Annotated in this window: 18 protein-coding genes and 1 tRNA gene; 14 read left to right on the top strand and 5 right to left on the bottom strand. The window is 64.8% G+C overall.

The window, feature by feature from the left end; genetic code table 11:
- On the bottom strand, positions 1–852 hold the full coding sequence (locus QMG83_RS09210; protein ID WP_283505072.1) for a S1 family peptidase: 852 nt from the start codon (positions 850–852) through the stop codon (positions 1–3).
- A 137-nt stretch (positions 853–989) separates the two neighbouring features.
- On the opposite strand from QMG83_RS09210, the gene QMG83_RS09205 reads away from it, so the two are divergent.
- Positions 990–1,649, top strand: coding sequence for a DsbA family oxidoreductase (locus QMG83_RS09205; RefSeq protein WP_283505071.1), 660 nt, complete (start codon positions 990–992; stop codon positions 1,647–1,649).
- Between the two features lie 8 nt (positions 1,650–1,657).
- On the top strand, positions 1,658–1,798 hold the full coding sequence (locus QMG83_RS09200) for a hypothetical protein (RefSeq protein ID WP_283505070.1): 141 nt from the start codon (positions 1,658–1,660) through the stop codon (positions 1,796–1,798).
- On the opposite strand, the gene QMG83_RS09195 is transcribed toward QMG83_RS09200, so the two are convergent.
- Positions 1,795–2,235 (bottom strand): hypothetical protein, encoded by a 441-nt coding sequence (locus tag QMG83_RS09195; protein ID WP_283505069.1) that lies wholly within the window; start codon positions 2,233–2,235, stop codon positions 1,795–1,797. The genes QMG83_RS09200 and QMG83_RS09195 overlap by 4 nt on opposite strands.
- Positions 2,235–2,717 (bottom strand): aminoacyl-tRNA deacylase, encoded by a 483-nt coding sequence (locus QMG83_RS09190; protein WP_283505544.1) that lies wholly within the window; start codon positions 2,715–2,717, stop codon positions 2,235–2,237. The genes QMG83_RS09195 and QMG83_RS09190 overlap by 1 nt, the downstream gene beginning before the upstream one ends.
- A 36-nt stretch (positions 2,718–2,753) precedes the next feature.
- On the opposite strand from QMG83_RS09190, the gene dusB reads away from it, so the two are divergent.
- From dusB to QMG83_RS09130, 12 genes are all read left to right on the top strand, one after another.
- The gene (dusB, locus tag QMG83_RS09185) at positions 2,754–3,932 is read left to right on the top strand and encodes a tRNA dihydrouridine synthase DusB (protein WP_283505068.1); all 1,179 of its coding nucleotides are present in this window, start codon (positions 2,754–2,756) and stop codon (positions 3,930–3,932) included.
- Positions 3,925–5,163, top strand: a complete 1,239-nt coding sequence (locus tag QMG83_RS09180) for a deoxyguanosinetriphosphate triphosphohydrolase (protein WP_283505067.1) — start codon at positions 3,925–3,927, stop codon at positions 5,161–5,163. Before dusB ends, QMG83_RS09180 begins: the two co-directional genes overlap by 8 nt.
- 294 nt (positions 5,164–5,457) lie before the next feature.
- Entirely contained in the window at positions 5,458–7,353 is a 1,896-nt protein-coding gene (dnaG, locus tag QMG83_RS09175) for a DNA primase (RefSeq protein ID WP_283505066.1), read from the top strand.
- A gap of 183 nt (positions 7,354–7,536) precedes the next feature.
- A complete protein-coding gene (locus QMG83_RS09170; RefSeq protein WP_283505065.1) occupies positions 7,537–9,168 on the top strand; it encodes an ABC transporter substrate-binding protein in 1,632 nt (543 codons plus the stop codon).
- Between the two features lie 108 nt (positions 9,169–9,276).
- Positions 9,277–10,371, top strand: a complete 1,095-nt coding sequence (locus QMG83_RS09165; protein ID WP_283505064.1) for an ABC transporter permease — start codon at positions 9,277–9,279, stop codon at positions 10,369–10,371.
- A gap of 1 nt (position 10,372) precedes the next feature.
- Positions 10,373–11,413, top strand: a complete 1,041-nt coding sequence (locus QMG83_RS09160) for an ABC transporter permease (RefSeq protein WP_283505063.1) — start codon at positions 10,373–10,375, stop codon at positions 11,411–11,413.
- The gene (locus tag QMG83_RS09155) at positions 11,410–13,086 is read left to right on the top strand and encodes an ABC transporter ATP-binding protein (RefSeq protein WP_283505062.1); all 1,677 of its coding nucleotides are present in this window, start codon (positions 11,410–11,412) and stop codon (positions 13,084–13,086) included. The genes QMG83_RS09160 and QMG83_RS09155 overlap by 4 nt, the downstream gene beginning before the upstream one ends.
- A gap of 3 nt (positions 13,087–13,089) precedes the next feature.
- The gene (locus QMG83_RS09150; protein WP_283505061.1) at positions 13,090–13,938 is read left to right on the top strand and encodes an ATP-binding cassette domain-containing protein; all 849 of its coding nucleotides are present in this window, start codon (positions 13,090–13,092) and stop codon (positions 13,936–13,938) included.
- A 4-nt stretch (positions 13,939–13,942) separates the two neighbouring features.
- Complete coding sequence (locus QMG83_RS09145) at positions 13,943–14,959, top strand: D-isomer specific 2-hydroxyacid dehydrogenase family protein (protein WP_349357721.1); 1,017 nt, start codon at positions 13,943–13,945, stop codon at positions 14,957–14,959.
- An 84-nt stretch (positions 14,960–15,043) separates the two neighbouring features.
- A tRNA-Asn gene (locus QMG83_RS09140) sits at positions 15,044–15,116 on the top strand.
- A 256-nt stretch (positions 15,117–15,372) separates the two neighbouring features.
- A complete protein-coding gene (locus QMG83_RS09135; RefSeq protein ID WP_283505060.1) occupies positions 15,373–16,929 on the top strand; it encodes a sensor histidine kinase in 1,557 nt (518 codons plus the stop codon).
- Positions 16,926–17,570: a response regulator gene (locus tag QMG83_RS09130; protein WP_283505059.1), complete on the top strand. Its 645-nt coding sequence runs from the start codon at positions 16,926–16,928 to the stop codon at positions 17,568–17,570. The genes QMG83_RS09135 and QMG83_RS09130 overlap by 4 nt, the downstream gene beginning before the upstream one ends.
- Here the strand turns inward: QMG83_RS09130 and QMG83_RS09125 are convergent.
- Together QMG83_RS09125 and QMG83_RS09120 are read right to left on the bottom strand one after the other, a co-directional pair.
- A complete protein-coding gene (locus QMG83_RS09125; RefSeq protein ID WP_283505058.1) occupies positions 17,527–17,973 on the bottom strand; it encodes a DUF6907 domain-containing protein in 447 nt (148 codons plus the stop codon). The two genes, QMG83_RS09130 and QMG83_RS09125, sit on opposite strands and share 44 nt — an antisense overlap.
- A gap of 7 nt (positions 17,974–17,980) precedes the next feature.
- A complete protein-coding gene (locus QMG83_RS09120; RefSeq protein ID WP_283505057.1) occupies positions 17,981–22,672 on the bottom strand; it encodes an OmpL47-type beta-barrel domain-containing protein in 4,692 nt (1,563 codons plus the stop codon).
- Positions 22,673–22,905 lie beyond the last annotated feature (233 nt).

Below are 22,905 nucleotides of genomic sequence, written 5' to 3'. Positions count from 1 at the left end.
TCAGAGCCCGAAGCCTGACAGCCAGTTGGCGACCACGGGGATGTCGACCCGCTGGTAGCCACCAAGATAGCGGCAGTTGCTGGTGTAGCCGTAGCTGGTCACCGCGACCAGTTTGCCGTCGAGGAAGACCGGACCACCCGAGTCACCGAAGCAGGTGCCGCCGGTTCCCTTATTGTCATTAGGGTTTCCGTTGGTCTGCAGGATCTGCGGGGTCAGCTTCTGACCGGGCATGTCCACGTAGCGCCGCAGCAGCGGGTAGCTCATCGGCTGAGGCTTCTGCGGTCCCGAGTCGGGCTTGCGCACCTCGGTGCCGTAGCCGACCGCGGTGAAGAGCGTCTTCGACAAGTTGCTCGTCTTGATCGCGCTCAGGGTGCCAACGGGTGCAATTGCCGGGTATCCGCCACCAAACGACGCAACGGGGTGGTCAAGTTGGATGAGCCCAACGTCATTCCAGTTGTTCATGTCGGTGAAGTTCGAGTAGTCCGGATGCGTGTACGCCGTACCCGACAGGTAGCCGGCAGCCTCGATCTCGGCCTGCGTGAATCCCACGGACGGATCTGCGGCGACCGGGAACAGCGACGGGGGAGTCCTTGCGATTACCGTGTCGAAGGTGACGAGCGTCTTGCCCACAGTGCCCTGGGTGCAGTGCGCGGCGGTGAGCACCACGGTCGGCGACACCAATGTCGCTGAACAGCGGAAACGCCCGTCGGCGTCGTAGAACAGGATGAGCCCGACATCCGGGTGCAGATTTCCGTCTTCGGTTCCGCCGGTGCTGGCCACGGCGGGTGTGCCGAGCGCCAGTCCTGACAGTGTCGCCAGCAGGATAGCGGCGGCGATTGTTCGTTTTCTCATGGAAGAACTCCTCAAGTCTCGAAAGGGTTTCGATCTTCTGAGCATGCCCCTACCCCCGTTCGGGTGGCAATAGGCATTAATGAGGACATCTCCCATCGGCGCGGGAATACCTGAAGGTGCAGGTCGTTGTGCTGGGGGTGAGTAATCCCATTAAGGTCGATATCTGGTCAGACGTGCAGTGCCCCTGGTGCTACATCGGCAAGCGAAAGTTCGAGGCGGGCGCTGCCCAGTTCGGCGGTGAGGTCGAGGTGGAGTACCACTCCTTCGAACTCGCTCCAGACACTCCGGTCGACTTCGACGGCACGCCCACCGACTACCTCAGCCAGCGCAAGGGCATTCCCGCCGAGCAGGTCACCCAAATGCTCGCGAATGTCACGGACATTGCCAAGAGCGTCGGGCTGGACTACGACTACGACCACGTCCACCAGACGAACACCATCATCAGCCACGAGCTGCTTCACTTCGCCAAGAGCAAGGGTCGCCAGATCGAGATGAAGGAGCGGCTGCTCGACGCGTACTTCGTGCGCGGCGAGCACGTCGGGCGCATCCCGAATCTCGTCGCGATCGCCGAGGAGCTGGGCTTCGATGCCGCCGAGGTCACGGAGGCGTTGGAGAGCCACAGGTTCCTCGCCGATGTGAAGGCCGACGTGGCGCTCGCCCAGGAATACGGCATTCAGGGCGTGCCGTTCTTCGTGATCGACGGCACCTACGGGGTGTCCGGCGCGCAGGATGCTGCTACTTTCGCTAACGTGCTCACACAGGTACAGACCGAGCGGTCAATCGAAAAGAGTGAATAGTGGATGCCATGACGAACTCCCTGCCCATCATCGGGTTGACCCCGTTGGGTGACCCGAGCGCTGCATCCTGTGATGGCGACTTCTGTGCTGTCCCCGAGCACCACACGCAGGCCATCGTGAATCGTCGGCTCGACGACGACAACGTCTAGCTGACGAAGCCCCGCTTCGACCACTCGATGAGGTCGGTCACACCCGCGTCAGCCGGTGCGGCACGAGCGACCCGGGGAGGCACCTGGGTGAGGGGAACGGTCGCGGGCCGCGGCGGCAGCGATGAGTGCTGCGCGTCCGGTGCGTTGAAGCGCTTGTTCAGCAGGGCGCCGAGCACCGCCCCGACGCCGAATCCGATGGGTAGAAGCAGCAGGTAGACCGCGGGCGCGAGTTCCGCCGCGGAGCCGAACATGAGCGTCGCCGCGACGCCACCGGCTGCGCCGATCGCGATGGCCACCCACCAGCGCTGGAGTTTGGCGTTCTGGGCATCCCAGGCCCGTTGCGCGCGGAGTTGCGCAACGGCGTCCTCGCGAGGAGCTGTGCTGACCCAGATGCGGCCGTCAAACCGGAAGACGTTCGGATGATCGTCGAGGGCCACTAGTCCGCCGCCAGTTCTGTGGTGATGTCGGCCACTGTCGCGTCGAAACCCGAGATCAGCTGCTCGGTCGAGACCCACGCGCTCGTCCCATGAGCGCCGGAGCCCATGGCGATCCGCTGAGCTGTGATCCGCGCATCCACGAACACCGGCCAGGCGGTGGTGCTGCCCAGCGGTGTGATGGTGCCGCGCTCGAACCCCGTTGCCTCCAGCGCAAGTTCTGGGGTCGACAGCTTCAACTTGTTGACGCCGACGACCGCACGCAGCTTCGGCCATGAGAGCTGGCGGTCGCCCGGCACCAACGCGAACAGGAAGGCGCCGTCGTGGCGCTTCACGACGAGCGACTTCACCACCTCGCGGGGGGAGACGCCGAGCAGCGCCGCGGCCTCGGCCAGCGAGCCGGCTTCGGGGTGCGAAACGACCTCGATGGGGATGCCTCGGCTGGCGGCATCCTGCAGCATTCGCTGGGTGCCAGCGTGGACCATGCCGAGCTCGTCCGAAATCTCTGGGAGAATTGCCACATGACCATTGTTGCTGACCCGCGCGTTGCTGCGGCACCAGCGTCGACGCCCGCGCTCAAGATCGGGCCGATCGCGCTCGACGTGCCGGTCGTGCTCGCGCCGATGGCGGGCATCACGAACACCGCGTTCCGGCGCCTGTGCCGCGAATACGGCGCAGGGCTCTACGTCAGCGAGATGATCACCAGCCGCGCGCTGGTCGAGCGAACCCCCGAAAGCATGCGGCTGATTCGGCACCACGAGTCTGAGACCACGCGCAGCATCCAGCTCTACGGCGTCGACCCGAAGACCGTCGCCGAGGCGGTCACGATGCTGGTCGCCGAAGATCGTGCAGACCACATCGACCTGAATTTTGGATGCCCCGTGCCGAAGGTCACCCGCAAGGGCGGCGGCGCTGCGCTGCCGTGGAAGCGCGACCTGTTCCGCAACATTGTGGAGGGCGCGGTGAAGGCTGCCGGCGCCGTTCCGCTCACCATCAAGATGCGTAAAGGCATCGACTCAGACCACCTGACCTACCTCGAGGCAGCGAAGGCGGCGGAGGGCGCTGGCGTCGCCAGCATCGCGCTTCACGCCAGAACCGCGGCCGAGTTCTACTCGGGAACCGCAGACTGGTCGGCCATCGAGAAGCTCAAAAACACCATCACCGGCACGCCGATCCTCGGCAACGGCGACATCTGGAGCGCACAGGATGCCCTGCGAATGGTCGACGAGACGGGCTGCGACGGAGTCGTCGTCGGCCGTGGATGCCTCGGACGGCCGTGGCTGTTCGGTGACCTCGCCGCAGCGTTCCGCGGCGAGCAGCTCAAGGCTGAGCCGGGTCTCGGCGAGGTTGCGCGGGCGTTCAGGCGGCACGCCGAACTGCTGACCGAGTTCTTCGAGGAGGAGGACCGCGCCTGCCGCGACATCCGCAAGCATGTCGCCTGGTATTTCAAGGGATACGCGGTCGGTGGAGAGCTTCGCGCCTCACTCGCGACGGTGCAGGATCTCGCGCAGCTCGACGAGCTTCTCGCCCAGCTCGACTGGGATCAGCCGTACCCGGGCGCCGACGCCGAAGGCCAGCGTGGCCGTGCCGGCACCCCCAAGAGCCCCAGCCTGCCGCAGGGGTGGCTCGACAGCCGCGAACTGCAGGAGACGCACCGCGTTGAGCTTGCCGCAGCCGAACTGAACACCAGCGGTGGTTGACGACTACTCGGCCGTCGATGCCGAGCGCTGGTTTCCCGAAGAGCATTACAGCCGCCGCAGCGACTTTGCGCGAGATCGAGCGCGGGTGCTGCACTCGAGCGCGCTGCGCAGACTCGCGGCGAAGACGCAGGTGCTCAGCCCGACGACCGCGCTCGACTTCGCGCGAAACAGGCTGACCCACTCCCTCGAGGTTGCGCAGGTTGGGCGCGAGCTGGCAGACAGCCTCGGACTCGACCCCGACGTTGTCGACACGGCGTGTCTGGCTCACGACCTGGGGCATCCGCCCTTCGGCCATAACGGCGAGCGCGCCCTCAACGACTGGGCGGCCGACATCGGCGGCTTCGAGGGCAACGCGCAGACGCTCCGCCTGCTCACCCGCATCGAACCGAAGGTTTTCGGGCCGGATGGGGAGTCGTACGGGCTCAACCTGACGCGAGCGACGCTCGACGCGAGCTGCAAGTACCCGTGGCCGAGCGCCCAGGGCATTCCGGATCCCAGCGGCCGCAGCAAGTACGGGTTCTACGACGACGACACCGCCGCGTTCGAGTGGCTGCGCGCCGACGCTCCCGACCGCCAGCGCTGCATCGAGGCGCAGGTCATGGATCTCTCCGACGACATCGGCTACTCGGTGCACGATTTCGAGGATGCGATCGTCAACGGCTATGTGGATGTCACGGCCCTCGGCGCGCGCGTCGACCACGACGAACTCGTCAACTCGATGTTCGCGTGGATCGGGGGAGAGGTCGACCACGACGAGCTCATCGCCGCGTTCGACCGGCTGGACAACCTCGACGTCTGGATCGACCGGTGGGACGGAAGCCGACAGGCCCACGGTCGGCTGAAGAACCTGACGAGCCAGCTCATCGGACGTTTTGCCGGAGCCGCGGTGCACGCCACGAGGGAGTCGCACTCCGGAAGTCTCGCCCGTTTCGGGGCCGACCTCGTTGTTCCGCGCGAGATTCAGGCCGAGATCGCGGTACTGAAGGGCATCGTGGCGGCTTTTGTGATGTCGACGAATGCCCGCCGTCCGATCTACGCCCAGCAGCGTGACATCCTGTCGGAACTTGCCGACGTGCTGTTGTGGACGGCGCCGACCAACCTCGACGCCGGATTCACGGCCGACTGGCACCAGGCGCAGTCAGACACGCAGCGCAAGCGGGCTGTCGTCGACCAGGTGGCGTCGCTGACTGACCAGTCGGCCATGGTCTGGCACGCTCGCCTCGTCGGCTGACCTTCCGCGGCCGCACGCGGCGCCCTCGCAGCCCGCGCGGCCACCTCCGCCACCCCGCCACCCCGTCCTCTTCCACCCCCCTTCGGAAATTCAGGAAATCCGGTGTGGCATCCGCCGATTCCGCAGCACACGCGGGCGACACATCTCGGAGCGCTGCTGATTTCCTGAATTTCCGAAGGGGCCGGGGCGGCGGCGGGGGCGGCAGGGGCGGCAGCGGCAGCGGCGGAGGCGGGGCTGCGCGCGAGCGGGGGACAGCGGCAGCGGGGTCTGCGCGCGCAACCGTAGAATCGGGGTGTGGCTGGACTGATCCGACGTAGCGATATCGACGAGGTGAGGTCGCGCACCAATCTGGCCGACATCGTCGGCGACTACGTGACGCTGAAGAACGCCGGCGTCGGGTCGATGAAGGGCCTGTGCCCCTTCCACGAAGAACGCAGCCCCAGCTTCCACGTGCGCCCGCAGGTCGGTTTCTACCACTGCTTCGGCTGCGGTGAGGGCGGGGACGTCTTCACGTTCCTGCAGAAAATGGATCACGTCAGCTTCTCCGAGGCCGTGGAGCGCATGGCGGGCCGGATCGGCTACGAGCTGCACTACGAGGACGGCGGGGCGGCGACGGATCACGGCAACCGTGCTCGCATCCTCGCAGCCAACCAGGCCGCCGCGAACTTCTACGTGGAGCAGCTGACGACTCCCGATGCAGAGCCGGGGCGCAAGTTCCTGGGGGAGCGCGGCTTCGACGCATCCGCCGCGGAGCGTTTCGGGATCGGCTTCGCACCGCGCGGTCAGGCGCTGAACAAGCACCTCACCGCGAAGGGGTTCACCGTCGACGAGCTGGTCATCGCTGGCCTGCTCGGTCGCGGCGAACGCGGCGACGTGTACGACAGGTTCCGGGGCCGCCTCGTGTGGCCGATTCGGGATGTCACGGGCGCAACTCTTGGCTTCGGTGCACGAAAGCTGCTCGACGACGACAACGGACCGAAGTACCTCAACACCCCGGAAACGCCGGTGTACCACAAGAGCCAGGTGCTCTACGGTCTGGACCTGGCCAAGCGTGACATCGCGCGCGGCAAGCAGGTGGTCGTGGTCGAGGGCTACACCGACGTGATGGCCTGTCACCTTGCCGGCGTCACGACGGCGGTCGCGACCTGCGGCACGGCATTCGGTGTCGACCACATCAAGATTGTCCGCAGGATCATCGGCGACACCGACAACCCGGACACGACCGGCACCGGCGAGGTCATCTTCACCTTCGATCCGGATGACGCCGGCCAGAAGGCCGCCAGCCGCGCGTTCGCGGAAGAGCAGCGTTTCGCCGCCCAGACCTTCGTCGCCGTGGCCCCGGACGGGCTCGACCCGTGTGACCTGCGCCTGAACCGGGGCGACGATGCGGTTCGGCGCCTGATCAAGACGCGCAAGCCGATGTTCGAGTTCATGGTGCGCCGTGTGCTGACCGGTTTCGATCTCGAGACTGTCGAGGGCCGGGTGTCTGCCCTGAGGGCGGCGGCACCGGTGGTCGCGGGCATCCGGGACCAGTCGATGAGCGTCGGCTACGTCCGAAATCTCGCCGGATGGCTGGGTCTTGAGCCCACCGAGGTGCAGCGTGCGGTGTCCACGGCTCGTTCATCCCTCGACCACCACGCACCCCGCGGCGATTCCCACGAGGGCCAGAACCGTGCGTCTCGCGACCAGCAGGCAGCCCCGACCCCGGTCGCCGACGAGCCATCCATCACGCGCCTCGCGACCGACACCACGACCCGAACCGAACGCGACGTGCTGATGGCGATCCTGCAGCATCCGGAGCTCGTCGGGTCTGCCCTCATGTCGAAGGCCGCGGCGGTCGGGTTTGGCGACGCTTCCCTCGAGATTGTGCGGGATGCCGTGGCCGTGAGCATCGCGCACGCGGAGAGCCCAGACTGGGTCGCCCGAGTGACCGCGGAGGTGCCTCAGCGGTACGCGACACTGGTCAACCAGCTGGCTGTTGCCCCGATTCCGGCGCGCGAAGACAAACTGGCGGTGTACTGCACCAGCATCGTGTCTGACTTCATCGACAGGGATCTGCTTCGCGAGAAGAGGTCGGTGATGGGCATGATGCAGCGATTGGATGCCGCGGCAGATCCCGAGCGGTATGCCGAGGTGCAGCGTGAGCTTGTGCGAATCGAGACCGAGCGACGGGTTTTACGCAACGAGTAGGCCCTGGAGCACTGCATTGCTTTTCAGTAAAGATCGTTCATTTTCAGCCTCATGGACGCTGATCCGCACAGTGTCTGTGTTACTACTGGGGATACAGCAACGCCGGAGTCGCCTAGCGCTCCGTCGCGTTCCTTGCCACGCAGTGCCCACGAGGCACTCACATTGAGGAAGAGGTAGACGGATATGACATCCGCATCCAAAAAGAAGCGCGCTCTCGCAGCGGTCGCAGGCTCGGCCGTGTTCGCACTGGCACTGGCCGGTTGCGCCGCAGGCGACGGAGGCACCGGTGGTACCGGTGGCGGTTCGGGCGAGTCACTGATTGTCGGCACCACCGACAAGGTGACCTTCATCGACCCGGCCGGTTCGTACGACAACGGTTCGTTCGCGATCATGAACCAGGTCTTCCCGTTCCTGTTGAACTCGAAGCTGGGTACGTCTGATGTTGAGCCTGACATCGCGGTGTCAGCCGAGTACACGAGCGACAACGAGTACACCGTCGTGCTGAAGGACGGCCTGAAGTTCGCCAACGGCAACGACCTCACCTCGTCAGACGTGAAGTTCTCGTTCGAGCGCCAGCTGACCATTGCTGACCAGAATGGCCCGTCCGTTCTGCTGGGCAACATCGACAGCATCGACACACCGGATGACACGACCGTCGTCTTCACGCTGAAGAACGGCAACGACCAGACCTTCGCCCAGATCCTGTCGAGCCCGGCCGGTCCGATCGTCGACGAGGATGTCTTCTCCGCTGACGCGATCACTTCCGACGCTGACATCGTGGCAGGCAACGCTTTTGCCGGCCAGTACGTGATCACCAGCTACGACTTCAACAACCTGGTGTCGTTCGAGGCCAACCCTGACTACCAGGGCGTTCTTGGCGCAGCCGCCACGAGCAACATCGACCTGAAGTACTACACGGACGCTTCGAACCTGAAGCTCGACGTGCAGGAGGGCAACATCGATGTCGCACACCGCAGCCTGTCTGCGACCGACGTTGCTGACCTCGAAGGCAATGACGCTGTCAACGTGATCGTTGGCCCCGGTGGCGAGATCCGGTACATCGTCTTCAACTTCGACACCCAGCCGTTCGGTGCCACCACTGCCGAGGCCGACCCGGCCAAGGCGCTGGCCGTTCGTGCGGCAGTTGCCGATCTCCTCGACCGCCAGCAGATCTCGGAGCAGGTCTACAAGGGCACCTACCTGCCGCTGTACTCCTACGTTCCTGCTGGTCTGACCGGCGCCACTGAGGTGCTCAAGGACCTGTACGGCAAGGATGGCGGCCCTGACGCCGACGCCGCAGCCAAGGTTCTTGCCGACGCTGGAGTCGCTACTCCGGTTTCGCTCAACCTCCAGTACAACCCGGATCACTATGGCGAGTCGTCGGGTGACGAGTACGCATTGGTGAAGAGCCAACTCGAGGCAACCGGACTGTTCACGGTCAACCTGCAGTCGACCGAGTGGGTCACCTACGCCAAGGACCGCACCAAGGACCTGTACCCGGCGTACCAGCTTGGCTGGTTCCCGGACTACTCGGACGCAGACAACTACCTGACGCCGTTCTTCTCGACGGACAACTTCCTCGGCAACCACTACGACAACCCCGAGGTCAACCAGTTGATCCAGGATCAGGCTGTCGAAGGGGATGCTAACAAGCGCCAGGCGCTGATCGAGGAAATTCAGGCGAAGGTTGCCGCCGACCTGTCGACGGTGCCGTTCCTGCAGGGTTCGCAGATTGCCGTCACGGGCAAGGATGTGACCGGCGCAGTTCTCGACGGTTCGTTCAAGTTCCGCTACGGCAGCCTCGCGAAGGGCTAGCAGACACCTGCGACTCGAATGAACGACAGCTAGAGTTTCTCTAGCGCAGTGAGGGGGCGACCCGCGTCAAGCGGGTCGCCTTCTTTCGCTCCAGCATGATTGGTAAACATGACGACGACCGTCCAGGCCCCACCGGCATCCAAGGATCCATCACAGGCTCCTCGACGTTCCTTCGGTGGTGGAAGCCCGTTGGTGCGTTTCATCATCGTGCGGTTCTTGCTGATTTTCCCGACCATCTTCATCCTGGTGACGATGGTGTTCCTGTTGATGCGCAGCATCGGCGATCCCATCACCGCGGCGCTCGGCGGCCGGCTCAGCGCGCAGCAGCTCGCCGAACGTATTGAGGCTGCCGGGTACAACCGACCGCTGATCGTGCAGTACTTCGAGTACATCGGGCAGGTGGCGACCGGCAACTTCGGCACGGCTATCAGCGACGGCCGCCCCGTCTCGCAGCTGCTGCTGACCTACGGTGGCGCGACGCTGGAGCTGGCCTTCTACGCGCTTCTCGTCGCATTCGTCGTGGGGATTCCCCTGGGGATGGTCGCAGCGTACCTGCGCGATCGCTGGCCGGACGCGGTGCTGCGCGTGGTTGCCATCCTCTTCTACGCCACCCCGGTGTTCTTTGCCGGACTGCTGCTCAAGCTCGTGTTCTCGGTCTGGCTCAAGGTGCTGCCGGTCGCCGGGCGCGCGAGTACCCGCACCGAGTTGCAGATGGGGAAACTCGAAAATCGCACCGGCATCTATCTGATTGATGCGATTCAGCTGGGCAGCCCTGCCGCGATCTCCGACGTTTTGCAGCATGCCGTTTTGCCCGGGCTCGCACTCGGTCTGCTGACCGCCGGCGTATTTCTCCGCCTGGTGCGCACGAACGTCATCGGCACGCTGTCGATGGACTACGTCGATGCGGCGCGTTCCCGCGGTGTCAGCGAGTTCCGGCTCGTGCGGAAGCACGCGTACAAGCCAGCGCTCATCCCGATCATCACGGTCATCGGGTTGCAGATCGCGGTCCTGCTGGGCGGCGCGGTGCTCACAGAGACAACCTTCGAGTGGAAGGGTCTCGGTTTCAAGCTGGCCGAGTACCTGAGCGCCCGCGACTTCGTGGCCGTGCAGGGAATCGTGGCGCTGCTGGCGGTGATCGTTGCCCTGAGCAACTTCATCGTCGACATACTCGCGGCGGTCATCGACCCGAGGGTGAGGTACTGAAATGACTGATCCGGTTGTGACATCCGCCCCACCGCGTCGCGCGCCGCTGTGGCACCGCCTGCCGATCGTGCACCAACTGCGGCAGAGCGTGGGCCTGCAGCGCGGAATGCTGATCGCCGGACTGACTCTCACCGGCATTTTCCTGCTGACCGCGATCTTCGCGCCGGTTCTGGCGCCGTACGGTTTCGCGCAGCTGAGAGATGACAACGGCTTCTTCGGAGCGCAGCAGGCCCCCGGCGGTGCCCACCTGCTCGGCACGACCGTCGGCGGCTATGACGTGCTGTCGCGGGTGATCTGGGGCACCCAGACCGCACTCGCTGTCATCGTGGTCGCGGTGATGCTGTCGATCTTCGCCGGGGTTTTCCTAGGCCTGATCTCCGGCTACATCGGCGGCTGGCTCGACAGGGTGCTCGTCGTCATCGCGGATGCGGTCTTCGCGTTCCCGACCCTGCTGCTGGCGATTGTCGCCGCCATCGTGATCAGCGGCGGACAGTCGACGCTGTTCGGCGGTGTTCTCGCCGCGGCGGTCTCGATCACCGTGGTCTACATCCCGCAGTACTTCCGCGTGATCAGAGCCGAGACTGTGCGCATCAAGTCAGAGGCGTATGTGGAGTCGGCCAAGGTCATCGGCTCGAGTACCTCCCGCATCATGTTCCGCCACGTGCTGCGCAACGCCACCCGCACGCTGCCGTTGATCTTCACGCTCAACAGTTCAGAGGCCATCCTGACCCTCGCCGGGCTGGGATTCCTCGGCTTCGGCATCGAACCGACGTCTGCCGCCGAGTGGGGCTACGACCTCAACCGCTCGATCTCGGATGTCACCAGCGGAATCTGGTGGACCTCGGTGTTCCCCGGGCTTGCGATCGTGCTGGTGGTGCTCGGCATCACGCTCGTGGGGGAGAGCCTGAATGACCTGGCTGACCCTCGTCTCAGGACGAGACGTAAGGCAGATTCTCCAACATCAGGTGTCGCAACGGCTGACGACGCCGCACCGGTGACCGCCGCCACCTCGGCGACCGACTCGACGGGAGCGCCGGCATGACCCGCGTAGTAGACATCAAAGAACTCGAGGTCACGTTCGCGACCGACGGGGGAGACGTGGTCGCCGTCAACAACGTCACGCTGTCGGTCGAGGCCGGCGAGGTGCTGGCCATCGTCGGCGAGAGCGGCAGCGGCAAGAGTGTGACCGCGAAGACGATCCTCGGTTTGCTTCCCGAGACTGCCGTGACCCGTGGTGCGATCCTGCTGAACGATCGCGAGGTCGTGGGCATGACCGGCGCGCAGCTGCGGGAAATCCGTGGCACCGACGTCGCCATGGTGTTCCAGGAGCCGTCCCTCGCCCTGAACCCGGTGTTCACCGTCGGTTGGCAGATCATCGAGGGCCTGCGCGCACACAAGGGTTACGACGCCAAGCAGGCCAGGGCCCAGGCGATCGAGATGCTCGGCAAGGTGGGAATCCCCAGCCCCGAGGAGCGCATCGACTACTACCCGCACCAGTTCTCGGGAGGCCAGAAGCAGCGCATTGTCATCGCGATGGCGCTCGTGCTCGATCCTGAGCTGATCGTCGCCGATGAGCCGACGACGGCGCTGGATGTGACGGTGCAGGCCGAGATACTGGACCTGCTGCGACAGTGCCGCGACGAGTTCGGCACAGCGATCATCCTGATCACCCACAACATGGGGATCGTTGCCGACCTCGCGGATCGTGTCGCTGTGATGTATCAGGGCAACGTCGTCGAGGAGGCCGGTGTCGAACAGCTGTTCTCCGCGCCGCAACATCCGTACACCCAGAAGCTGCTCGCCGCTGTGCCTCGCATCGGCAGCGGCGGGGCGAGGGCCACGGCGCGCGCCACGGAGCGGGTCGCCTCAGGAACCGTCAACACCGCACCTCCCGTGGTGGTCGCCCGCGATCTGGTGATCGAATACGGCGGCCGGTTCGGCAGGCACAATTTCCGCGCGGTCGACGGGGTCAGTTTCACGATCTCGCCGGGCGAGGTGCTCGGTCTTGTCGGCGAGAGCGGTTCAGGCAAGACCACGATCGGTCGCGCCATCGGCGGTCTGACGAAGATCACCGGAGGATCACTCGAGGTGCTCGGTCACGAGATGCTGGGCATTCGCGAGAGGGCGTTCCGGCCGGTCCGCAGCGACATCGGTTTCGTCTTCCAGGATCCGGCGTCGAGCTTCAACCCGCTGCTGACGATCGCCCAGTGCGTGGCAGAACCCCTCATCGTGCATGGGAAGGCGCGGGATGCGGCGGCAGCACGCCCGCGCGTCAACGAGCTGCTCGAGGCCGTGCAACTGCCGCGATCGTTCGCCGATCGCTTCCCGCACGAGCTCAGCGGCGGTCAGCGCCAGCGGGCCAGCCTCGCACGCTCCCTCGCGCTCAACCCGTCACTGCTGATCGCCGACGAGCCCACCAGCGCGCTCGACGTGTCGGTGCAGGCGCGGGTGCTCGAGCTGTTCGCCGAACTGCAGAAGGAGCTGGGTTTCGCGGCGCTCTTCATCAGCCACGACCTTGCCGTGGTCGACATGCTGTCTGACCGCATCGCGGTGCTGTACAAGGGCAAACTCGTGGAGGAGGGCAGCGGCAACGACGTGCTCGGTGCTCCGCAGCATCCATACACTCAGCGTCTTCTCGCATCGCTGCCGGTGCCGGACCCGGTCGAGCAGGCCACGCGCAGAACGGCACTCAACGCACTGAAGGCGGCGGACTAGGGCATGACGTATCACCACATCGATCCGCAGGCGGCGGCGGTGAGTGCCTGGGATCTCTCGGTGCGCTACAGCTCTAGCAGCCCCGAAACCCGGGCCGTCGCACTCGACGGGGTCACCTTCGACATCGCTCCGGGCGAAGTGCTGGCGGTGGTGGGCGAAACAGGTTCGGGCAAGAGCACCCTCGCGCGCGCTGTCGCGCTCGATATCGATCGCTTGGATGATTCGTCGCCCCGGATCAGCGGTGGCGAGCTGAGCGTATTCGGCACGAGTGTGCGCGGAATTACCCGGCGTCAACGCAGCCGTGTCGGGCTACACGTTGGCTATGTTCGGCAGGAGGCGGGAGACCGGCTTCAGCCCCGCCTGACCGCCGGTGAGAACGTGGCGGAACCCATCTATGCGCGCGATCGCAGGTTCAACCAGGATGACGCGGGCGAAGCCGTGGCAACGGTCATCGATGCCGTGCGCCTGCCGCTGACGAGCATGAACAAGTATCCGCACGAGCTGAGCAAGGGCCAGCGGCAGCGGGTAGCCATCGCTAGGGCCATGATCCTCGATCCAAAGCTGCTGGTGGCGGATGACCCGACGGCCGGCATCGACGTGACCGCCCGCCGTGCCATCCTCGACATCATCGTCTCGCTGCAGAGGCAGCGCGGCTTCTCGGCGCTGATCGTGACCGCGGACCTCGCCGAGGTTCGCCGCGTCAGCACGAAGGTCGCGATCATGCACCGCGGGGTGATCGTGGCGAGCGGCCAGCTTGATGAGGTGCTCGCGAACGCCGAGCATCCGTACGTGAAGGGTCTCGCCCGGTCGTTGGAGCGCGGCACGCCCACCCTCAGCTCTGGCAAGGATTAGCACTGTGCGCGAGGCTGAACTGACTTTTCGCGAGCCCGGACAGCACCGAGACCCGGTCGCCGCCGACGCGCGACCGATCGGCGGCACGCGCCCCACAGTTGGCCCGATCGCGGTGCTTCCCTTCGACCACGACGGATTCGCTGCGGCGGTTCGCGAGGGTGGTGGTGAGGTTGGTCCGCTCGATGCCAACACGCGGGGTGTGGTCTGGCTCAACATCGATGGAGAGGCTCTCGGTGCCGTGCTGGCGGCGCATCCCTCGATCGAATGGGTGCAGGTGCCCATGGCCGGCGTCGAACGCTTTGCCGGGCTGTTCGAGGCGCAGGGCGATCGGGAGCTTCCGTTGTGGACGAGCGCAAAGGGTTCGTTTGCCGAGCCCGTCGCCGAGCACGCTGTCGCCCTGACGCTGGCCGTGATGAGGAGCCTGCCCAGCAAGTCGAGGTCGAACAGCTGGGCCAGGCCGAAGACAGGCATCTCGCTGTACGGCCGCGAGGTGGTCATTGTGGGCGCTGGCGGCATCGCGATCGAGATCATGCGCCTGCTCGCCCCGTTCGAGGTCTCAGTGACGATTGTGAGACGCACGTCGGGCGAGGTTCCCGGAGCGCGGCGCACGGTTGCGGCATCCAGGCTCATGGACGTGCTTCCGGAGGCCGATGTCGTGATCCTTGCCGCGGCGGCGACGGGGGAGACCGAGCATCTCATCGGAGCCGAACAGCTCGCGGCCATGAAGCCCAGCGCCGCATTGGTGAACATCGCGAGAGGTCGACTCATCGATCAGGATGCACTGGTGGACGCTCTCAATGCCGGACACCTGGTCGGCGCAGGTCTGGACGTCACCTCGCCCGAACCATTACCGGACGAGCATCGGTTGTGGACCGCCCCGCGGATCGTCATCACCTCTCACACCGCAGACACGCCGGAGATGACGGAACCGCTGCTTGCGGAGCGAATCCGGACAAATGTCGCAGCACTGCTGGGCGATGGCGCCTTCGTTGGGGTCGTCGATCCCATCGCCGGATACTGACGGCGGCACGGGGAAATGGCGTCATTTTGTACCTCGATTTGGTGAACCCGCAACCTTTGGTAAAGTAGCCAAGCTAAATGCCAATCCTCGATAGCTCAATTGGCAGAGCAGCCGACTGTTAATCGGCAGGTTCTTGGTTCGAGTCCAAGTCGAGGAGCTTAATCCCCGTACTTCCCCGGAAGTACGGGGATTTTTTGTCATCGGAGGCCACGTTTTAGCCAATTGCCGCCGGAGTGGACACACTCGAGCGGCGTCTCGCCGCAGGCCGATACTGGCTGCTTCCGTCGCGTCGATCGCAGGAAAGCGAGTTTTGTCCCCCGAAAGGGGGACAATGGAGCTGTCATATTCTCATTAGACTCTCTTCACCCGACGTGGCTAACCGAACGCCACGATGACCCGAACCAAGGCTCTCCATGGCCGTAGTGAGAACAACGAAGTTTTTCCCGCAGGTATTCGACTCGGTGCTGGACTCACCCGTGAGGTTCAGTCTCTCCGGTTTCGCCCGTCCGCGGTCGCCAAGGCACGCCCACACGCAGCCATCGACTGCGGCGCACGAGCGCATCGCGACCCGCTCCCGCGCGCTCATTGCGCGGTTAGCCGGATGGCGGTCCGTCATCGCATCCTGGGCTCTCGGCCTCGCCGCGACAATACTCATGCTCTGGGCACCCTTCGGCGCAATCAGCTATTACAACCCTTCCTTGCATCCAGCAATGGGCTCGGTGCAAGGGTGCATCGCACTCGCTGCGGCGGGTGTCATTCACGGTCGCTTTATGCGCAGACGCGTACTTCGCGACTTCTGGTTCGCCCAGGGGCTCATTCTCATCGCGGCAGGCAAGTTCGTCATGGTCGCAGAGCAGCCAGTAGCCGCACTGCCCGTCGAATCTTTCGATGTGTGGTTCGGTGTGAGCCTGCGAGTCGTTGGGATAATCACAATCGCCGCCGCAGTGGTGTTAGGTAGACGGCTCGCCACGCGAGCGTTGCCGTGGTACCTCGTCGGGGGATTGCCCGTGGCAGTGATGGTGGGCGTGGGCTCGCTCGTGCTGCTAGTGGGCCCGCAGCTGCCAGCTGTGCCCAACGGGGTCACGGGCGCGGATGCCTCTCAGCCGACCGCAGCGCTGGGAATACTCGTCACTGCGCACATCGTGGGGGCGGTAGGGCTTGCGGCTGCGTCTGTCGCTCTTGCCGTGCAGGCCGCGCGCCACGGAAACGAACTCCTACGATGGCTCGCTCCGGCTTGTGCGCTGGGGGCGTTCGCGCAGGTTACCTACGCCATCGTCCCGACCGTGTACTCCGACTGGTTCCACGTCGGAAACATTTTGGGCCTGGGATCGTCTTTGCTGCTTCTGGTGGGAGCGGTCGGCGAATTCCGGAGAGCGTCGACCTCGCACATCGAGGCTGCCTTGCACAATGATCGTCTGCGTCTCGCCCGCGAGATACACGACGGGGTCATCCAGGAACTGTCGTACATCAGGATGGAAGGCCAGTCCATCCACGGGGACCAGGAGTGCCGCAAGCACATCGTCGGGGCGTGCGATCGCGCGCTCGACGAAGCGCGATCCGCCGTTCAGACCCTTGGTTGCACAAGCGAGGAATCGCTGAGCTCGAACTTGCACCGCGCGCTGGCGGAGCTGGCCCAGAGATACCATTTCCAGCTCGTCGTCGACCTCGATGACTCGATCGTCGTCGACTCAGAAAAGCAGCACGCGCTGACTCGAATAACCCGCGAGGCCGTCTCAAACGCGATCCATCATGGGAACGCGACCCGAGTGCAGGTCACACTCAGCCAGTCTGACGGCCAACGAGAGCTAACCATCGCGGATGACGGAACCGGCTTCGACGTTCAGTCGGCGAGTGCGGCCGGACTCGGGTACGGTCTCGTCAGCATGCGAGAGCGTGGCCGCGCGTTGCCGGGCGCAGTGCGTATCACCTCTGAAGCGGGCGTCGGGAGCCGGGTGGCGGTGCAGTGGTGAGCGCTGGCAGCATCCGGGTGGTTCTGGCCGACGATCACGCGCCCATTCGCTCGCTCATCCGCCGCGTGCTGGAAGCGGACGGATGCGTGGTCTGTGGGGAAGGCGCGAGCGCCGCCGATGCGATCCGGCTCGCTGTCGAGCACGAGCCAGACGTCGTGCTGCTCGATATCCACATGCCCGGCAATGGAATCCATGCCGCCCAGCACATCAGCAGGAAGTTGCCAGAAGTCGCGATCGTCATGCTGACGCAGTCGGATCAGGACGACGACCTATTCGATGCTTTGCGCGCAGGTGCCTCCGGCTACCTTCTCAAAACGTCCGATCCGGAGGCGATCCCGGCGTCACTGCGATCCGTCATCGCGGGTGAGGCTGCCATGCCGCCCGCGCTCGTCACGCGCGTTCTCGAGGAATTTCGCGGGCCTTCGCACCAGCGATTCGCCCGCAAGTCCTCGGCGGCCAGCAGGCTCAGTCCGCGGGAATGGGAAGTCATGGAGATGCTCAGTCAGGGGATCTCTACCGACGAAGTCGCCAAAAGACTCTTTGTGTCGCCGACGACCGTCAGGGTGCACGTATCCGCGGTACTCCGAAAACTCGCCGTCAAAGACCGTGACGGCGCATTTGCACTGTTACGGGATGTGTAGCACCCGATCCAACAGCGACGGCACCTCGGCGGGCGAGTGCTGTCATCGACGCAGCGAAGGCCTCGGCCTCGGCCAGGGTGTACTCGGGCGAGTCCACGGCCACATCGATAACCACGTAGGGGCCGTCCTGGGCTCCCACGACGGGATCGATCGACATGCACAATCGAGCGGTCACGCCGGCCGCGACGGAAAACGGCTCGCTCTCGTGAACCCAGTCCTCCTCTCCCGCTGTACTGCCGTGTTCTGAGACGCACCATTCGATGCTCTCGCATCGTGGGCGGGCTTCTCGGCCGATTCCCCCAGGGGATTGCGCTTCGTGCATGTCACTGACCCCTTCCTGGTGCGGGCCGCCCGGCTCGGCCGGGTTCCACTTGCCGGTCGCGCCGGGCAGCGTTCCTGTCATCGCGTCCTTACCGAAGCGCAATGTTGACGTAATAGATCCGGCCGTCATCGAGCTTGACACCGATGCGCCAGTAGTTGCCGCCCGAGCCCGTCTTCCAGTTGTAACTGAACTGACGCCCGCTCGAGTCATATTTGTAGCTGCTGCCGCTGTCGGAGGCCATTGCGTACGCGGTCTCATCGACGGGAGCTGTCATCGCACCGCCCTTGGTCGGGGCAAGCCATACCGGCGCCGTCGCCGACTCCACGATGGTGCCATCGGCGTCCTTGAGACGGAACTTCACCGGGACGGTGCTTCCCGCTTTGAACACGCTCGTCGAGGTGCCGATCTGGTGTGCCGTGTCATTGATCGGCTGCAGGAAGCCGTCGAATCGGTAGCTCACCGTGAAGGTCCCGGTGATCGTGGTGGTGTTGCCGGCATTGTCCGTTGCGACTGCGGAGTATGAGTGAGTTCCTACTCCGTTGGCGTTTCCGCCGGTGACCGTCACGACGCAGGAGGCGAGTCCCGAGAAGCTGTCGGTGGCCGTGCAGCGTGCGGCAGGCACACCGCCCAGGATGTAGCCGGCGCCAGCGACGTTGACATCTGCCGGAGTCATGGTCGGCTTCTCCTGGTCGATGTAGACGTCTTCTACGCTCGCGGAGGCATTGTTCCCGGCAGCGTCGGTGGCAGTGCCTCTCGCATGGTTCACGCCGTTGGTGGCCAGAATGATCGCGTCAGGGCAGAGCGCCACGCCAGACAGGCTGTCCGCGCAGGTGAACCTGACGGTCACTGGCCCGTTGTACCACCCGCTTGCTGTCCTCGTGCCATGCGTGATGGCCGCGGCGATGGTCGGCGCGGTCTTGTCGAGTTTGACCGTCACGGAGTCACTGCCGACATTTCCAGCTGTGTCTCGTGCAACGCCTGTGACCACCAGCCCGCCGGTTTCCGTGGACACGGTGACCGGGGAGGTGACGCTGTGGACACCTGATCCCTTGTCGTCATCCTTCGCCGTGAACGTGACAGTGACATCCGCGTTGTTCCACTCGGCGGCGTTGGGCGCGGGAACGAGCTTGTGGCTGACGGCGGGAGCGATGTTGTCCCACTTCAGCGAAACGGCGTTCACCTGCTCTGAGTTGCCCGCGTTATCGACCGCGTAGTAGCGCACAGTTCCGGCTCCGCTATCGGTCAGCGGAACTCTCACGGTCGCGCTCGATCCGGGAACGACCTGCTCGACGTCGTCATGGATGCTGTAGCGGATCTCCTTCACTCCGGACAGCCCGATCTGATCGATCGCGGTGAGCACGACATCCGCAAAAGGGCCTGTGCAGTAGTCATTGACCGCGGTACACGTGTTGTTGCTTGTCGTGCTCGGCGCTGTCCCGTCGATGTTGATGCCGCCGACGGTGTTTCCCGTTCTCACGTTGCCGGCGAGGTCGGTGGCCGGGTCGCTCGTCACACTTTGATTCAGCCCATCACCCCTGAGCAGTTTGCTTGTCGGGCAGGAGGCGACGCCGGAGAGTGCGTCTGTGCACTGGAAGTCGACCGTCACCTCACCCGAGTGCCAACCTGCGGCATTGGCGTTCGTGGTTGGCCTCCCCGAGATGCCTGGCGCGGTCCGGTCGATGTTGATTCCAGCGATCGTCGCGTCGTCGCTCGCGTTGCCAGCCTTGTCCAGGATGGTCACCGGCCCAGCGCCAAGGTTCCGACCTTCACCCGTCACGATCGAGGGCTCTGGTTGGGATCCGGGGTCGATCCCAGAGAGCGCGTCATCTCCTACCCACCGGACAGTGACGTCGCGGTTGTACCACCGGGCGGCGTTGGGATCTGTCGTCGGCACGCCCGTCAGCGTCGGCCTCGTCTGGTCGATCTTGATGGGCCCTACGAGAGCGTGGCTCCTGTTGCCTGCCGCATCCGTGGCCTCGCCGCGAATCGTCTGTCCGTCGGTGTCGTTAGCGAGCGTCGTGCCTCCAGCGCATCCGACGACACCCGAGCCAATGTCATCGCAGGTGAATGCGACATCAACGGGGGTGTTATTCCAGCCGAACCCATTCGCCGCCGGGCTGGCCGACCCTGAGATCGTGGGCGAGTCTGTGTCAACCTGAATGATGACGAGATTGGTTTCTGTGTGTGCCTCTATGTTGCCGGCGAGGTCGACGCTCCAATAGACCAAAGAGTGAACGCCGGTCGACAGCTGGGCCGTGAACGGCTCGCCATACTCGAGGGCTTCCCCTCCATCGATCGAGAAGTAGGTCGCTGCGATGCCCGATCTGTCATCTTCGGCGCGGAACGCGACCGGGATGCCGCTCGTCACGAACCATCCGAGGGCGGGGGAGATCGGGTTGATCACCGTTGTCGTCGGCGGCCTGGTGTCGAGCTTGACCGTCAGCGGCGCAGCAGCGCTTTCGCGGTTGCCAGCGCCGTCTACGCTCCAGAATGCGATTGTGTGCTCGCCTTCCTCGGCGAAATCAAACGCGCCCTCGTAACGTGAGACTGGACCTCCGTCGACCGTGTAGTAGGTTCCTGCGATTCCCGACAGGTTGTCGCTTCCGACGAAAGTGACCGAAATCGGCTGCCCGTACCAGCCGCTCTCCAGCGGCGCGGGGACAACCGCCTGAGTGGTGGGCTTCGACCGGTCGATCATGATGCCGGAGACGGTCGCGATAGAGATGTTTCCGGCCAGGTCGGTGCAACTGGCGGTGGAGGATAGGTTGCCGCCCTCACCCGTGACAACGGTTTGGTCCGGCTGCGCGCTGGGCCCGGAAAGGGCATCCGTGCAAGACCAGTCGACGGTCACGTCATCGGTGTGCCATCCGCCGGCAAATGTGCCCTCCACCAGCGGCGGCGTCAGGTCGATGTTGATGTCTGACACGCCCGCGCTATTGCTGTTGCCCGCCATGTCGACGGCGGTGGCGTGCGTGCTCTGACCAGCGCCTTCGCCCAACACGTGCTCGGAGGGGGCAATTAACACCCCTGACAGCGCATCGCTCACCTCGTAGCGGACGGTGACACTTTCCTTGTACCAGCCCGCAGCATTCTTGATTCCGCTCGAAGCGGCGGCGATTGCCGGGGCGGTCAGGTCGATCCTGACGGTGGCAGTGTCACTTGCGGAATTGCCCGCCCCGTCAACCGCGACACCGTCGACGCTGACGGTGCCCTCGGCGCTGGTGGTGACGGGGGCGGTGCAGGCGGATACCCCGGATCCGCCCTGGTCCTCACACGTGAAGGTGACGGTGATTGCTGAATTGCTCCACGAGCCTTCGGCGTACGTGAGAGGTGTGAACCCGTGGCTAATCGTCGGAGCGGTCGTGTCGATTCGCACTCGCGCGGTCTGGACGGCTTCGGTATTGCCAGCCCCGTCGATGCTGCGGAACGTGATGACGTGATCGCCCTCGGTCGAAAGAGTGAAGACCGTGCCCGTGTGAACCTCGCCGGCGTCCACGGTGTATTCGGTGGTCGCCACCGACGAGAGGTTGTCGCTCGCGGTGAGGCGTATCGTCACCGCGTTGTTGGTCCAGAGGTTGGAGCCTCCACTGATGTTTGTTGTCGGAGCAGTGCGGTCGATATTGACCAGCGGCGAACTCGTCGCCGTCGTGGAGAGTCCGGCGCCGTTGGTCACCGTGGTCGTGCTCGCCAAGCCCGCGCCCTCTCCGGAGATCGTCGTGTCAGCGGGGGCGACGGGAACGCCCGATTCGTTGTCTGACGCGCTCCAGCGAATCGTGACGTCGCCGGCATACCAACCTGCGCCGTTGGGGGAGGTCGTCGGCGAGCCGGTGAGCGTCGGCGGGGTGATGTCTCCGGCGGCGACGGTCACCGATGTGCTCGTGCTGTTTCCGGCCGCATCGGTCGCGGTCCCGCTCACTGTTGTGCCTGGCGGCACGGTCACGGAATTGGTGGATGACCCTCCCGCGCGGCAGCTCGTGATGCCGGAGACCGACCCGCTTGAGCCAGGGTCGTCGCACGTGAAGGAGACGGTCGTCGTGCCGTCGGGGTTCTTCGTCTCCGCCGCAGAAATGGTCGGGGCGATCTTGTCAATGCGCACTGTCACAGAGCCGCTGCCGACGTTGCCGAGCCGGTCGGTCGCGGTCGCTTGGCGGACGACGATGCCGTTGGCCGTCTCGATGGACGATGCCGGAGTCGGGCCGCTGCCGATTCCGGAGCCGGAGTCGGTCGCGATCCACGTAACAGTCGTGGCCGTTTTGTTCCAGCCAGCCGCGTTGGGCGCCGGGGTCAGAGAAGCGGCTACGACCGGCCCGGTGTTGTCGAGAATATATGAAGCGTTTGCCAGTGCAGCTTGACCGGTGCACTTGTCGTTCGGGTTGACACTGGGAGACGCGGAGGCAGTTATGGATCGAATCCCGCTGCCGCTGCCGGCGATCGTGGTCATCGTCCAGACGGATCTGGGTGAAGTTGAGGTGGCGTGCGTGGTGAATGATCCGCTCACGTCAAGGCATATCGTGTCGCTTGGCGCGGTCACGGTGAGCGTCAATACAGCCCCAGTGGTGGCGTAAAGCTCGCCACTGACGAGAACAGTTCCGCTTCCGCCGGTGAAGACGGCGGTCGCCGGCGCGTTCGCGGCATGCGCTGCGGGTGTGATGACCCCGACTGAGAGGAGCGCTACGACCGTTCCGATGCTGAGCACTGTTCGCGCGCGCATTCCGCCATGAATAGTCGAGGCGTGGGTGCGCCGCGGGGCGGTAAAGAACGATTGTTTGGGCGTGGACATTGCAGTTCCTTAATCGGGGGATCGGGACACGGATTCCGTGGCGCTGTTCCGACGATAAGGTCGCCCGCGCCGCATGAGGCAGGTCGGAGCGTTCAAAAACCTGAACGCAGCGGCCCGCGACGTTCAAACTCCTAAACGCGCAGCCCTGCAGCACCGGCGGGTGTCCGTTTAGTCATTCAAACGGCCGCGCACCGGCCGTTTAGTTCTTTGAACGCCGGCGGTCTGGCGTGAGC

The organism is Salinibacterium sp. G-O1, assembly GCF_030063305.1.
Lineage (GTDB): Bacteria > Actinomycetota > Actinomycetes > Actinomycetales > Microbacteriaceae > Rhodoglobus.
The sequence above is the reverse complement of the archived record's forward strand: the minus strand, read 5'-3'. Positions and strand labels throughout refer to the sequence as shown.

What these genes read in the sequence shown, in the direction of transcription:
- QMG83_RS09210 (WP_283505072.1), bottom strand. Translation starts at nt 852, where the DNA reads ATGAGAAAACGAACAATCGCCGCCGCTATCCTGCTGGCGACACTGTCA.
- QMG83_RS09200 (WP_283505070.1), top strand. Translation starts at nt 1,658, where the DNA reads ATGACGAACTCCCTGCCCATCATCGGGTTGACCCCGTTGGGTGACCCG.
- QMG83_RS09190 (WP_283505544.1), bottom strand. Translation starts at nt 2,717, where the DNA reads ATGGTCCACGCTGGCACCCAGCGAATGCTGCAGGATGCCGCCAGCCGA.
- dusB (WP_283505068.1), top strand. Translation starts at nt 2,754, where the DNA reads ATGACCATTGTTGCTGACCCGCGCGTTGCTGCGGCACCAGCGTCGACG.
- QMG83_RS09170 (WP_283505065.1), top strand. Translation starts at nt 7,537, where the DNA reads ATGACATCCGCATCCAAAAAGAAGCGCGCTCTCGCAGCGGTCGCAGGC.
- QMG83_RS09165 (WP_283505064.1), top strand. Translation starts at nt 9,277, where the DNA reads ATGACGACGACCGTCCAGGCCCCACCGGCATCCAAGGATCCATCACAG.
- QMG83_RS09160 (WP_283505063.1), top strand. Translation starts at nt 10,373, where the DNA reads ATGACTGATCCGGTTGTGACATCCGCCCCACCGCGTCGCGCGCCGCTG.
- QMG83_RS09155 (WP_283505062.1), top strand. Translation starts at nt 11,410, where the DNA reads ATGACCCGCGTAGTAGACATCAAAGAACTCGAGGTCACGTTCGCGACC.
- QMG83_RS09150 (WP_283505061.1), top strand. Translation starts at nt 13,090, where the DNA reads ATGACGTATCACCACATCGATCCGCAGGCGGCGGCGGTGAGTGCCTGG.
- QMG83_RS09135 (WP_283505060.1), top strand. Translation starts at nt 15,373, where the DNA reads ATGGCCGTAGTGAGAACAACGAAGTTTTTCCCGCAGGTATTCGACTCG.
- QMG83_RS09125 (WP_283505058.1), bottom strand. Translation starts at nt 17,973, where the DNA reads ATGACAGGAACGCTGCCCGGCGCGACCGGCAAGTGGAACCCGGCCGAG.
- QMG83_RS09120 (WP_283505057.1), bottom strand. Translation starts at nt 22,672, where the DNA reads ATGTCCACGCCCAAACAATCGTTCTTTACCGCCCCGCGGCGCACCCAC.